Below are 12,529 nucleotides of genomic sequence, written 5' to 3'. Positions count from 1 at the left end.
GTCTAGCCAGGGCGGTACAGATCGTCCCAGGTCAACAGATGGTTTGCGTCGAGGTCGGACTTGGCCACGCAGCCGAGCACGTCGCGGTAGTCGGCGGAGGCGATTCCCGTCCCGGGTCGCTTGGTGCAGATGTGCTCGGGTCCCAGCGCGGTGCCCTGCGGGATCGCCCGGGTGGTGACCACGCTGCGGTAGGCCCAGGCCCGCACGGGCGCTTCGGCCTCGCGCACGTGCTTTTGCCCGCGGGAGGCCTCCCACACCGCCCGCACGCCGGTGACCAAATTGGCCAGCTCGTGGGGCTCGATCGAGACCGACGCATCCGGGCCCCCGAGACCACGGTCCAGGGTGAAGTGCTTCTCCACCATGGTGGCGCCCAGGGCCACCGCACCAAAGCACGTGAAGTTGTCCGGCGTGTGATCGCTGTGGCCGATGGAGAGCTCCGGGTACCGGCGTTGGAGCTGGGGGATCAGCCCCAGCGTCACATCGGCGTGACGGGTTGGATAGGCGCTCGTGCAGTTCATCAGACTCACGCGGACCTTGCCGCCGATGGCCGCCACCGTGGCATCGATCTCGGGCAGGGTGCACATCCCCGTGGACAGGATCAGGTGGTCGGCCAGCTCTGCCAGTCGCTCGAGGAACCACAGGTCTCGCAGCTCGCCCGAGCCGACCTTGAACTCGCGCAGGCCCAGGGCGTGAAGCTCGCGGGCGGCGTCGATCGAGAACGGAGTGCACAGGTACTCGATGCCCCGCTGCCGAGCGTGTGCGATGAGCCGTGCATGGTCGTCGATGGAGAGTGCGCAGCGCTCCAGGAACTCCCACAGGCTCTCGTCGAAGTTGTCCGACAGGGGCAGGTCGCGGAGCATCTCCGCGTGGGGGATGTGGTGCTGGAACTTGACGACATCTGCACCCGCCGCGTGGGCGGCGTCGATCATGGCGAATGCACGATCCACGGAACCGAAATGGTTGTCGCACGCCTCTGCGACCACCAGCGGTCGAAACGCCTCCAGCAGCTTGGCAACGGACATGAGGGCGATATTATGCTCGCGCCGTGCCCGACAGAAGCGATGCGCGCGTTGCGCAAGGGCCCGCGCCAGGGCACTGCAGATGAGCCGCTCCGTCGCGGTCATGCTCAATGCGCGGCTGCAATCCAGTCGCTGCAAGGACAAGATGCTCCGTCCCTTCGCGGGCAGCTCGCTGGTCGAAATTGCGCTGCGCAAGCTGGCCTACGTGGATGCGGACGAGCGCTTCTTCTGTGTGGCCGAGGCGCCGTTGCTCGAGCTGTTCGAGCGCGTCCGGCCCGAGGGCGTGGAGCTGCTGCTGCGGGCACCGGAGGCCGTAGCGGGGGATGCCCCCCAGTCGGTCATCAATGCTCACTATGGCCGGGCCACGACGACCCACATCGCCTTCATGAATGCGTGTCACCCCTTCATGCTGCCGGGTACGCTCAGCCGCGCGATCGACCAGCTCGAGTCCGACCCCCACATCGACGCGATGACCTCGACGGTGACGCGGCGTGACTGGCTGTACGGCGAGGACGGAGCGCCCCTGCTGCGGGTGGACCTGAGCATTGGTGACACCAAGCGGAGCCCGCAGGTGCACCGAGTGGCTCACGCATTCCACATCTTTCCGCGTGAGAGGTTCGTGTCCGGCGATCCCATCTTTCGTGACATCCCAGGAGACCCCTTCCTGTTCGGCATCCCCGAAGAGGAGGCGGTGGACATCGACACCGAGTTCGAGTTCCGCATGGCGCACGCGTACGCCGAGCGAGCCGTCGACCCCGACGAGCACCCATGGTTTCGGGCCTAGAACGGCGTCCATCGCGGACCATCGCGGTCTTCAGCGGATCCCGCGGCGAGTACGGGTACATCCGCCCGGTCATGCGGGAGCTCCAGCGCCGCGAGTCGATGGAGCTCCGCGTGATCGTCTGCGAGATGCATGCGGACCCCGACTTCGGCAAGACCTATCGCGAGTTCGAGCGCGACGGGTTCGGGGTCGACGCGATCATCCAGAACACTCGACCCGAGCGATCGGCGACCTCGTCCATCGAGGATCTGGGGGTGTTGATGCAGCGCATCGCGGGCGTGCTGACGCAGATGGCCCCCGATGTGGTCCTGCTGTCCGGGGACCGCCGCGAGCAGCTCATCGTGGCGATCGCCGCGGCCAGCCTGGGGATCGCCACCGCCCACATCCAGGGAGGCGAGGTCTCGGGGCACTTCGATGGGGTCTTCCGTCACGCCATCTCTCGCATCGCCCACGTCCACCTGGTGGCCAACGAGCTGTGCGCCCGTCGGGTGCGCGCCCTGGGAGAGCACGCGTGGCGCATCCACGTGGTGGGCGCGCCACAGCTGGACGAGATCGATCGCGGGCACATGGCCGAGCCCGAGGAGGTCTTGCCGCGGTTGGGGCTGCTCGCCGGTCGCTACCTCGTGGCCCTGCTCCACCCCTGCGCGCAGGATGCCGCGGCGCCCGCCGAGGTCGCGGCGAACCTGCGCGCTGCCCTCGACGAGTGGCTGGCCCAGTCCCCCGATCGCCGGGTGCTGTGGATCTCCAGCAACAACGACCCGGAGAGCCGGGCGATCCGCGAGCTCCTCGAGGGCCTCTCGGATCGATACGCCGTGGTGCCCTCCCTCCCGCGGTTCGAGTTCCTCGCGCTGCTGCGGGCCTCGGCGGGGCTCGTGGGCAATTCTTCATGCGGAATCATCGAGGCACCGTCGCTGAGGATTCCCGCGCTCAACGTGGGGCTGCGACAAAAGAACCGCCAGCACGCGGCGCACACGATCCATGTGGAGACATCGCTCGAGGCCATGCGCAAGGGGCTCGCAGCGCTGGCAGCGGTGCAGGTTCGGGACGACGCGAATCCGTACTTTCGTGCGGACTCGTCGCGGACCATCGTCGACATCCTGGAGCGGCTCGAGCTCACCGAGGCGTTGATCGCCAAGCAGTACGAGGACCCGCTGGATGCGGGCGGCGGCCCATGAGCACGGGATCTGCCACGCTCGATCGAGACGTGCAGCAGCTCGAGCGCTGGTTGCGGCGCCTGGCCGATCGGCAGCAGGCGTCCCGGGCCGGGGTCCCGCTGCCCGCGAGCCCGGGAGATGACGCCCTGCCCGAGCTGACGGGCCCGCTGAAGATCCTGCTTCCGCGGCTGAACGGGCTGCGCGCGCGGCAATGGGGCTCGTTGGCCGCCAGCCAGAGTGCGAACCAGCTCGAGACGCTGCTGGCGATGACCCGGGGGCTGGAGCAGCGGTGCGAGCGTCTGTCCACGGCCCACGCGCGGCTGCGTGCGGTGCCCTCCGAGTCCGAGTCGGAGGAGTCGCGGATCGACTCGGCGCTCCTTTGCCAGGTCGAGTACGATCTGCAGGTCGCCGAGGCCACGTTCGAGGTGTTCGTGCTGGCCCAGGAACTGGGGCCGCGCACGGCGGGCATGGCCAAGCGACTGGCCGATCAACGACGTCGCGCCGCACGGCTTCATCTGCGGCGACTGGACATCATCGCGACTCCGGCCGCATACCCCTCGGGGATCGTTCCTCGGGAGCTCCTCGACGAGCGCGAGATGTGGACCGGCGTCGCGCAGTCCGGTGCCAGGGTGCATCGCAAGCAGCCGAGCCCGCAAGAGGTGGCCACCGAGTGGCTGGACAAGTCGGCCGATCTGGTCGTGCTGCACCTGATGATCGAGGACCGCGGCCATGCCGATCCGTTCAGGTGGTTTCGGGAGGCCGATGTGCAGCCGAGGCCACGCCGTCAGCCGGGGCTCGGGCGGTTGGAGGAGATCGAGACGTGGGGCCAGCGCTTGCGGTGGCTGCAAGAGCTGGGACGGCGTCGGCTCCTGTTCACGGCTGGCTCCACGCACCCGGGCGAAGACCAGCTGCTGGCGGATGCGTTTGGGGAGGCGCGCGGCGATCGAGACGATGCCACGCTGGTGCTGGCTCCGCGGCACTGGGAGCGACGAGGTGGGCAGGGGACGGTGCTCAGGGATGAGGTCCTCCGCGCGGCCGGGGGGCTCGGTGAGGTGAGGCTGCTCTCCGCGCTGCGCCAGGGCGAGAACCCGAGCGCGGTCATCGTGCCGTGCACCGGCATGCTCCGAGCGATCTACGGAGTGGGGCAGGGCGCATTCGTGGGAGGGACACTGTGCGCGGCCATGGGGCACAACGTCTGCGAGCCGCTGGTGTGGGGAATTCCCACGTGGACGGGCCCCAACCACCACGCCAACATCCTCGAGTGGGAGGAGGTTCAGGCGGCGATGGATCCACACCTGCGCAGCGTGGAGGCGTCCGGCCTGACCGCGATGTTCCGCGAGTGGTTTCACCTGGTGGACACGGGCGCGGTGGAGCGCAACCGACCGACGGTGCGAGCGGCCCTGGGTGCCTACCTGGGCGGCCTTGCCGAGCAGTCGCTGGCCAAGGTCGGGAGCATCCCTCCCGCGATCTGGCGCTGTGCCGCTCGCGTGACCTCCAGCGGGTGCCCCGACTGCGACGGCACCCCCACGGCATGCGTGCACTGGGCAGACCTGCAACGCTACCGGATGGCGGACGAAGACCGGGTGCGCTGGTTCATCCCTCGGTTCGCCCGATTCGTCCTGGAGCGGATGGACGAGCGTATGTGATCCGCGGGGTCTCTTGCTCAGCGCAGTTCCCTACCAAACAACTCGTCGTCGTCGGCCACCCCGAGAACCCCGGGGCTGTCTTGGTGCCACAGTTGATTGGCGGTCCCGGTCGCGTAGAGGATGTTGACTGCGCCGGCATCGACCAGCGAGCCCACGTCCTCGAACGGCACGCCGATCGCCAAGTCGTCGCGACCGTCACCGTCGAAGTCGCCGACCGAGAGCGCCCAGCCGAAGCCGTCATTGTTCTCCGCCGCACCATCGACGCCGGCGCTGTCTTGATGCCAGAGCTGGTCGCCGCTCGCCGAGATGCCACCGGCGGAGCCCGGGAGCACGTGCAGCATACCGGCCCCGATCGGAGCACCGGGAAGCCCTTCGCCGGGCACGCCCACGGCCAGGTCGTCGTACCCGTCGGCGTCGAAGTCACCGGCGGCCAGCGCCCACGCGAAGCGGTCCGACGACTCGGCCACGCCCTGGATCCCCGGGCTGTTCTGGTGCCAGGCCTGGGCGCCCGCCGAGCCGAGCCCGCTGGACGAGCCATGGATGACGTTGAGGGCACCTGCACCGGTCGCAAGGCCCAGATCCTCATGGGGAGCACCTATCGCGAGATCATCGAATCCGTCGCCGTCGAAGTCGCCGACCGCCAGCGAACGACCGAAGTCGTCGTTGGGCTCGGCAACGCCGGGGACACCAGGGCTGTCTTGATGCCAGGTCTGGTTGCCGCTCGCAGACAGCCCGCCCCCCGAGCCGTAGAGCACGTGGACCTGCCCCGCATCGACGAGGTCGGCGGCCAGATCCTCACCGTACACGCCGATCGCCAGGTCGTCGCGCCCGTCTCCATCGAAGTCACCGGCCGCGAGCGCGCTGCCGAACTGGTCGCCGGCCTCCGCGACTCCGAGGATGCCGGCCGTGTCCTGATCCCAGACCTGGTTGCCGGCTGCGCTCAGGCCACTCGCCGAGCCGTAGATGACCTGCACGATCCCCTCGTCGCCACCTGCGCTCAGATGTTCGTAGGCCACGCCGATCGCAAGATCGTCATGACCGTCACCATCGAAGTCGCCGCTGGCCAGCCTCACTCCGAAGCGATCGTTGGCCTCGGCAACCCCTTGGATGCCGGTGCTGTCCTGGTTCCAGAGCTGGTTGCCGGACGCACTCAAGCCACTCGCCGAGCCATACAGGACGTTGACACTACCGGCGTTGCTCTGTGCACCGACGTCTTCGAGCGGTGCACCGATCGCGAGGTCGGCGTAGCCGTCGTCGTCGAAGTCACCGGCGGCCAGCACCGATCCAAAGGCATCACCCGGTTCGGCCGCCCCCAACACGCCCGGGCTGTCCTGGTGCCAGAGCTGGTCGCCGGTCGCCGTCGCGCCGCCACTCGAGCCGTAGAGCACATGGACGACACCGCCGAGGAGCTCATCGTCCGCACTGATCGCGAGGTCGGCGTAGCCATCGCCGTCGAAGTCGGCCTGCAAGCTGGCACTCGACGCTGCATGAGAACTCGCCTGGACGACGTCGCCATCGCTGACGTCGGGATGCACTGCGGAGTCAGCATGGGCTTGGGGTTGGGTCGGATCCGATTGCGACGACTCCAGCCCGAGCGGCTCCCCGACCGAGGCGGCATCCTCGAGCGCACACGCGCTCAGGGCGACGATCCAGGTCGTCGCCTTAGCCGCACGAGTGAGGAGCGGGGGTGCTCGTTCGTCCATGCCGATACCTACTCCTTGGCAGCATGAGGCTCCACCGATGCCGCCGGTCGGGCAAATGGGCCGCGTCCGGGAGGTAACGGCGAAGTCATCGCAGTTGCGGCGCCGGTGGTCGTCGCTCGAAGCGAGCCGAGCGCCCAGACCAAGCGCCCAGACTGCCCTCAAACCGCGCTTCCAGCCCCTCCAACCCGCGCCGGTCTCGTGGCCCTTGATTAGCCTCGTTGGCCCTGCTACTCCTCCCGCCCGGCTTCCTCCTCATGGTCCGTCCTGCGGACTTGGAGTGGTGCCAGTCCTTCGGGGGATTAGCTCAGCTGGGAGAGCGTCGGCTTTGCAAGCCGAATGTCAGCGGTTCGATCCCGCTATCCTCCACCCGATAGGGGCCTGTTTTCGAGGGGTTCGAGAGCAGGCCCCTTCGTACAGGTTCCGCAGGGGAGGGCGCTAGCGCGGGTGGCGGGGCATCCTGGTGCGCACAATCCGCTCGGCGCTCGGCGCTCGGCGCTCGGCGCTCGGCGCATGGTGCGCAAGTCTTCCGTTGTAGAGTGCCACGACGGCTTTCGCGTCGACTCCGAGGCCGATTGCACACCGAGAGCCGCCGAACTGTGGACGCATGTCCCGCGGGCGCTGCTCGTTGGCCTCGTAGGTCTGCACGTAGGTGTGTCCGGGCGCTAGTATGCGTGCCACCACCCAGCAGTCCCACGCCACGTGCATCGCCCACGTCTTGATGTAGTAGTTGCCGAGATCCTGGTAGGCCATCACCGAGATCCCCGTCGATCGCCCGCAGCAGGGTTGCATGGGCCCTGGCAAGCAGCAAGCGGCGCCGAGTAGTGCTGCTCGTCGTACTCGCCGTACTCGCCGTACGAGAGTTGCAGCGCGAGGTCGCGCTCAAGTCGGTTCGAACCGCCTCCACGACGATGGCCCGGCCCGGCTCGTTCGCGAGGCGAGGGCAAATGGCACGGCTGAGGCACCCGAACGTCGTGGCGGCGAGAGGTGTTCACCCGAGCAGCGTCGGCAGCGTCGAGGGCGAGCCCAGGGGTGGCGTGTGGGTCACCTCCACATCCCGCCGAACAAACCAGTATCATTTTACATTTCTATGACAATAATTGACACCGCCACATACGGGTGCGGTATAGTCAGGGCTCGTTGTGGATCCATGCGGCATGTTTCCTGGTAGCAGGAATGTTCGCGGCGGGTGTTTCCGGTTCGGAAGCAGGAGACTCGTGCTACGAGCGGTGCACGAAAGGCGCACGGCGAAAGGCGAAAGGAACTCGCCGGAGTGGATTCAGTCGTTACAAGACTGTAAAAGCCCGGTTCGGGCCGGGGTTGGGTCAACAGAGGAGAATGGGTGATGAAGAGGATTCTTTTGGCGAGTGTGTTGTCCATCGGTGCATACGGTTTGGTCAGCTTTGTTCAGATCGATACGACGGCGGTTCAACACTCGATGGCGCCGGTTGAGCAAGTCGAAGGGTTGAGTTGTGTGGATTTGGAGTTTGGATTGGCGGAAGCCCATGCGATAATCGGATGTCCCGGAAATTACAGCCCATGCTGTAATCACTGTAGCGGAAACGGTCTCTGCGACTCATGGGAGTGCAGCCTCAGTTGTAACCATGGCGGGTGCGCAAAAGACGCAAACGGCGATGGAAAGCCGGGCGACCCAAGATGGCAATGAATCGCCCATTTATGGTTCTCCGAGGCTAGGGCTAGGAACCCAGACCGATAATTTGAGCAGTAGGTAGGGAGCATTGGCGCTGAATTCGAGGTGCACCTCGGCATTCCAAGCTCAGCGGCCGGTACTGCACCGTGGTGCCGAGGCGGGCGCTGGCCAGCCCCGGTGCCGTGCTGCTTATCCCACCCGCTCTCGTAGGCGCCAGTGGGCCCAGCACGGTGAGTGGCGGCCATCCCGACGTTGGACGGTGAGGAGGTACTTTGGGCATGCGTGATCGTGCGTCGGATCGATCGGGCTACAGCCGACCGACCCTCGCGAGGGGTGCCATCCATGGTCTCCGCTTGGGAGGCTTCTTCGTTGGCATGCTGTCGGCTCCAAGATGTGAGGATCGGTGGCACGATGGGGTGGGATGCGATGGGAATGGCGCGACCGACTCGGCGGGCGCGACGTTTGGGTGGGTTCCTGGTCGTGGTGGGTGGCCTCCGAGATGCTCTCAACCATCGCCGTCGCACCGTCGTCGTGTGCCCGGTGCTCCACGCCAGCGTGATGCGATGCGTATGCAGGCGCACGACGGTGCCCACGCGCTCGCCTCGTCGCGGGTCGAGATCCGGGTCGACCACGTTCTCGAGGACGTCGATGTTCTCGAACGAGTCGAGCGGTGGTGGGCTCGACTCGCTCGTGCTTCTGGCTCGACGGGCTGAGCGGGTCGTCGCTCGGCTCCCTCGTTCCCGTCGCGCTCAGCAGCGCGTGCCACCGTTGCAATCGGGAGTGCAGCTCCACGCCTCGGCCACCGGGTCGCAGACGCAGCCCGAGGGGACGCAGGCCTCGGGATCCTCGGGGCACTCGTCGGCCGGGTTGACCCCGGGGCAAGCCCCCATCCCCTCGGGGATGCACGACCCGCCTCCGCAATCGTCGGTGCACACCCACTGACCGGTGGCCTCGTCGCACGTGCAGGACGACGAGATGCACTCCTCGGTCTCGGTGGAGCAGACCTCACCCTCGTCGCAGCCGGTCTCGATGCAGCCGGCGGGGTTGGGCCCCTCGCACTCCAACTGGGGAACGCACACGCCCCCGCTGCAATCGGGGGTGCACTGCCACTGGCCGGAGGCCTCGTCGCAGGAGCAGGCGCTGGAGATGCACTCCTCGGTCTCGGTGGAGCAGACCTCGCCCTCGCCGCAGCCGGTCTCGATGCAACCGCTGGGGTTGGGACCCTCACAGCTGGTGGGGCCGTCACCGGAGCCGTCGGCCGTTCCTCCTTCGGTGGACCCGCCCGTGACCTCACCGTCGGTCGCCGTGCCCTCGGCACTTCCGGCGCTGGTCTCGTCGTCGCCGGGGCCGTCGCAGGCGGCGAGCAGGAGGGTGAGGGGCAAGGCCAAGGCGACGAGCGCATTCAGGATCTTCATGGTCTAGTCTCTTTCCATTTCGCCCGTGGGCGAAGGGTACGGTGGAGAGACGGATGCAACGGGGAGTTGTCGCATGCGCGCGGTGACTCTCGGCCGTCGCGGAGCCATCGAGCTCGTGGCTCGGAGTTGTCATGGCGGCGCGCGGCGCGGTGCCAGCCGCACGGCGAGCGAGGCTGGGCCCCGAGCACATGCCAGATGGGCACGCAGGTCCATCCTTCGAGGTCAGCGCGACGGGGACGGACTGCCACTGCGTCGGATGCTCACGACTCAGCAGCCATGGTCGTTGCCCGAGCATTGCATCCATGTCGGCTCGGGCGCGATGGGCAGCAGCAGGTTCTCGCCCACGCACGCGACGCTGCTGCAGCACAGCATCGGGTTGTCCGTGACGGTGAAGGTCCCGTTGACCACGGTGAGCCCACCCAGGCCATCGATGTGTCGGAGCACGGGGTTGCTGTGAATTGAGACGAACCCTTCCTCCCAGCCTTGCCCATCCTTGATAATGAACATGATCCCCTCGAGACCCATCAAGCTCTGGAACCCATTGAGCTCCTCCAGGGATCCGTTGTCATGGATGAACAAGCCACGGGCGAAGGTCTCGAGGTTGGGCAGCCCGTCGAAGATCACCAATGCGTCGTTGTTCGCGAACACGAAGTCGGTGCCGATCTCGCGGATGTTCCACAGCCCGTCGACATTGGTGAGCTGGTCGTTGTCGAAAATGGTGATTCCGCCCGTGACCTCTTGCAGGCACCCCATGAAGTCCAGATTGGTGATGTCGGCCGTGTGGAGGAACACCGAGCCCTCTACCCGCCGGATGCCGGAGAGGATCGAGGGATCGTGGCCCCCCTCCTCGATGCCAACGTGGTGGGTGAGCACCCCGTCGACGCCGCGGCAGTCGAACGGGGACGGAGGGATCGGCCGCGGGGTGTGACAATCCGTGGCCTCGCCGGTCTCGGTGGTCGTTGCGGTTTCGTCGCCGGCGGTCTCATCGGAGGCCGAGGTCGCCATCGTCGAGGTCGCTACCGTCGTGCCCTCGCTCGCCATGGTCTCGCTCGCGGTGGCCTCCGCCGTGCCTCCATCGCTGGGGTCGGTGTCGACCAGTGGTCGACCGTCGCAGCCGCTGAGCAGCGTGAGGACGAAGGCCAGTGCCACGCTCCCGGCGAGGAGGAACGGAAATCGTTGCGGGCTCACCATCGGTCTCACGGTCCATCATCGACGATCGACGTGTCGTTGTCGACCGCGCCAAGGCAGGGCGGCGTTGGCTCGTGCCGGAGCCTCGACATCATGGGCGCCGGAGACCACGAGGACCAAGGTGCTCGAGACCGGTGCGAGGGTCCTGCAGTAAGCAGGCCCGTCTGCCAAGCTCGACATCTACCTCGTGGGCTTTCCATCCGATGGTGGATGATCCCGACGACCAGCTCATGGCGCGTCACTACTGCAAGCAGGTCATCGAGGACTTGCCAGTGCGCGCTGTGGGATTCCAACGACGACGACGTCGTGGTGACGCATGGTGGTGCGGGTGGAGGAGAAGGTGGTGGCCTTGCCCATCGTGGATGCTCGGGACGGTCGTGGTGATTGCGGGAGGATGGTAGCGGGGTCGGGGGCTCCCGTGGGTCGAATTCTGGACGGCTCGTTCGTTGCGGGGCGCAGGAATTGGAGCCGCACGCTCGAAACGTGGGCGATGGCGGCGCGAAGAGCAGCCCTTGGGCCAGTGCTCGATCGGGTTCGAAGTTGGAGTCTCGAGGACATCGTTACGCAGCCAGGCGGAGGATGGTGAGTTGCCGGGTTGCATGCGAACGGCACGTTCGTCTTCATGCACGCGTGGAAGTTGCGAACCCAGAACATGATGAGCATTGCGGCCCTGCTGGCCGGCATGAGCACGGTCGGATGCGGAGGTGGAGAGGATCCGGATATGCCGGTCGACCCGGGCGAGACCGATGGCGACGACGCCGGCGGAGGGGATGGGCCGGTGCTCTCGAGAAGCTGTCTCACGGACTCGAGGCCCGATCGCTTCGCGTACAAGTACCAGTGCGAGGGTGACATCGCGATCGAGGTCATGGTCGATGGTCCCTTCGACGGATCTCCCGTCTCCGATGCCCTCGTGCTCGAATTCGGTCCGGGGGTGACGGGAGACAGCTACGAGAGCCCGCATGTGATGGCGTGCTGTCCGGAGTACGACGAGTCGGCTCCCAACTGCGAGCAACCCCACGAACGCTTCTGCATCGTCGACCTGGCCGAGCAGGGCTGCAAGTCGATGGCGCCCAACCTGCGCGACTTCGCCGACGATGCATTCGGAGGACCATCGATCGCCGATGCGGCCAAGAGGGCTGCGGTGAACAAGATCGCGGACTACGTCCGTGACCATCAGCGAGATTGCATCGAGGCGTTCGTCGACCTCACGGGCGTGGGGTCGATCCCACCGAGCTGCGATCCAGATGACAATGGCATCGACTATGCGTCGCTACTCGAGTCCGGGTCGTGGTCCTTCGATCCACCGGGTCTCGTGACCGACGTGCAGATCGCCGTCGTGGACGCCAACTGGGCCGGGGTCCATCCGCTGGAGGGGGTGCTCGATGAGTGTTCCTCGGCGGACGACAACGATGGTGTGCTCTTCCTGGAGATCGACCCCGACCCCGGCTCGGTGACCTCGAGGCTGGTGGCGGGGAGTGGGGAGCTGGTGGGGCCGTCGCTCGATGGCTCCATCGTGCAAGGGTTCGGTGAGCTCGGCTCGGAGGCCAGCGGATGCCAACCCGGCGCATGCTCGACCCTGACCGTCCTGGTGGATCCGGTGTTGGGAGCGTCACTCGAGAACCTCGAACTCCACGCGGCGGGAGCGGCCGAGGTCGGTACCAAGGACTTCACGATCACCGTCGATGGCTTCGCGGTACGCCTGTGGGACAGCACGCCGGCCGTGCTCGACGAGGAGGGCATGACGCTCGAGATTCCGCCGGGGGCGGCGTGGTTTGCGGTGAGCGCCGAGAGCGGCGGGATCCCGGGCGTCGTGAACGCCACCAACGAGACGGCGCTGGTGGTGACGAAGACCCCAGAAGGTTGGGCCAGCTCGGCGCTCACCATCGGCCACGAGGACGGCTTGGGGCACTGGACGCTCGTGGTGGCGCCGGCGCAGTGGCAATGGTCGGGTGGTGGCGAAGGATGAGCGGTGAAC

Annotated in this window: 9 protein-coding genes and 1 tRNA gene; 5 read left to right on the top strand and 5 right to left on the bottom strand. The window is 67.0% G+C overall.

Going from position 1 to position 12,529, the window contains the following annotated elements; translation table 11 throughout:
* Nucleotides 1-2: 2 nt before the first annotated feature.
* Complete coding sequence (locus tag OEB96_RS23500; RefSeq protein WP_266218940.1) at nt 3-1,022, bottom strand: N-acetylneuraminate synthase family protein; 1,020 nt, start codon at nt 1,020-1,022, stop codon at nt 3-5.
* A 79-nt stretch (nt 1,023-1,101) separates the two neighbouring features.
* On the opposite strand from OEB96_RS23500, the gene OEB96_RS23495 reads away from it, so the two are divergent.
* The 3 genes from OEB96_RS23495 to OEB96_RS23485 are packed head-to-tail and all read left to right on the top strand — an operon-like array spanning nt 1,102 to nt 4,600.
* Nucleotides 1,102-1,803: a glycosyltransferase family protein gene (locus OEB96_RS23495; protein ID WP_266218939.1), complete on the top strand. Its 702-nt coding sequence runs from the start codon at nt 1,102-1,104 to the stop codon at nt 1,801-1,803.
* Nucleotides 1,788-2,975, top strand: a complete 1,188-nt coding sequence (gene neuC / locus OEB96_RS23490; RefSeq protein ID WP_266218938.1) for a UDP-N-acetylglucosamine 2-epimerase — start codon at nt 1,788-1,790, stop codon at nt 2,973-2,975. The genes OEB96_RS23495 and neuC overlap by 16 nt, the downstream gene beginning before the upstream one ends.
* The gene (locus OEB96_RS23485; RefSeq protein ID WP_266218937.1) at nt 2,972-4,600 is read left to right on the top strand and encodes a 3-deoxy-D-manno-octulosonic acid transferase; all 1,629 of its coding nucleotides are present in this window, start codon (nt 2,972-2,974) and stop codon (nt 4,598-4,600) included. Before neuC ends, OEB96_RS23485 begins: the two co-directional genes overlap by 4 nt.
* A gap of 17 nt (nt 4,601-4,617) precedes the next feature.
* Here OEB96_RS23485 and OEB96_RS23480 read toward each other — a convergent pair whose 3' ends face one another.
* Nucleotides 4,618-6,135, bottom strand: coding sequence for an FG-GAP repeat protein (locus tag OEB96_RS23480; protein ID WP_266218936.1), 1,518 nt, complete (start codon nt 6,133-6,135; stop codon nt 4,618-4,620).
* Nucleotides 6,136-6,596: 461 nt separating this feature from the next.
* Here OEB96_RS23480 and OEB96_RS23475 point away from each other — a divergent pair.
* Nucleotides 6,597-6,669 (top strand) — tRNA-Ala (locus OEB96_RS23475).
* 69 nt (nt 6,670-6,738) lie between these two features.
* On the opposite strand, the gene OEB96_RS23470 is transcribed toward OEB96_RS23475, so the two are convergent.
* The 3 genes from OEB96_RS23470 to OEB96_RS23460 form a co-directional block, all read right to left on the bottom strand.
* A complete protein-coding gene (locus OEB96_RS23470) occupies nt 6,739-7,092 on the bottom strand; it encodes a hypothetical protein (RefSeq protein WP_266218935.1) in 354 nt (117 codons plus the stop codon).
* A gap of 1,608 nt (nt 7,093-8,700) precedes the next feature.
* Nucleotides 8,701-9,366 (bottom strand): hypothetical protein, encoded by a 666-nt coding sequence (locus OEB96_RS23465; RefSeq protein WP_266218934.1) that lies wholly within the window; start codon nt 9,364-9,366, stop codon nt 8,701-8,703.
* 267 nt (nt 9,367-9,633) lie between these two features.
* Nucleotides 9,634-10,557 carry a receptor L domain-containing protein gene (locus tag OEB96_RS23460; RefSeq protein WP_266218933.1) on the bottom strand — a complete coding sequence of 308 codons (924 nt, stop codon included), beginning with the start codon at nt 10,555-10,557 and terminating at the stop codon, nt 9,634-9,636.
* A gap of 619 nt (nt 10,558-11,176) precedes the next feature.
* Here OEB96_RS23460 and OEB96_RS23455 point away from each other — a divergent pair.
* A complete protein-coding gene (locus OEB96_RS23455; protein WP_266218932.1) occupies nt 11,177-12,520 on the top strand; it encodes a hypothetical protein in 1,344 nt (447 codons plus the stop codon).
* The last annotated feature ends 9 nt before the right edge of the window (nt 12,521-12,529 follow it).

The sequence above is a fragment of the Paraliomyxa miuraensis genome (assembly GCF_026337845.1).
Lineage (GTDB): Bacteria > Myxococcota_A > Polyangia > Nannocystales > Nannocystaceae > Paraliomyxa > Paraliomyxa miuraensis.
Note: the sequence above shows the minus strand (reverse complement) of the source record. Positions and strands in the feature narration are given on the sequence as shown.

Bases quoted from the DNA above. Each gene is read 5' to 3' on its own strand.
- OEB96_RS23465 (WP_266218934.1), bottom strand. From the start codon at position 9,366: ATGAAGATCCTGAATGCGCTCGTCGCCTTGGCCTTGCCCCTCACCCTC.
- OEB96_RS23460 (WP_266218933.1), bottom strand. From the start codon at position 10,557: ATGGTGAGCCCGCAACGATTTCCGTTCCTCCTCGCCGGGAGCGTGGCA.
- neuC (WP_266218938.1), top strand. From the start codon at position 1,788: ATGGTTTCGGGCCTAGAACGGCGTCCATCGCGGACCATCGCGGTCTTC.
- OEB96_RS23500 (WP_266218940.1), bottom strand. From the start codon at position 1,022: ATGTCCGTTGCCAAGCTGCTGGAGGCGTTTCGACCGCTGGTGGTCGCA.
- OEB96_RS23485 (WP_266218937.1), top strand. From the start codon at position 2,972: ATGAGCACGGGATCTGCCACGCTCGATCGAGACGTGCAGCAGCTCGAG.
- OEB96_RS23455 (WP_266218932.1), top strand. From the start codon at position 11,177: ATGCACGCGTGGAAGTTGCGAACCCAGAACATGATGAGCATTGCGGCC.
- OEB96_RS23470 (WP_266218935.1), bottom strand. From the start codon at position 7,092: ATGCAACCCTGCTGCGGGCGATCGACGGGGATCTCGGTGATGGCCTAC.
- OEB96_RS23495 (WP_266218939.1), top strand. From the start codon at position 1,102: ATGAGCCGCTCCGTCGCGGTCATGCTCAATGCGCGGCTGCAATCCAGT.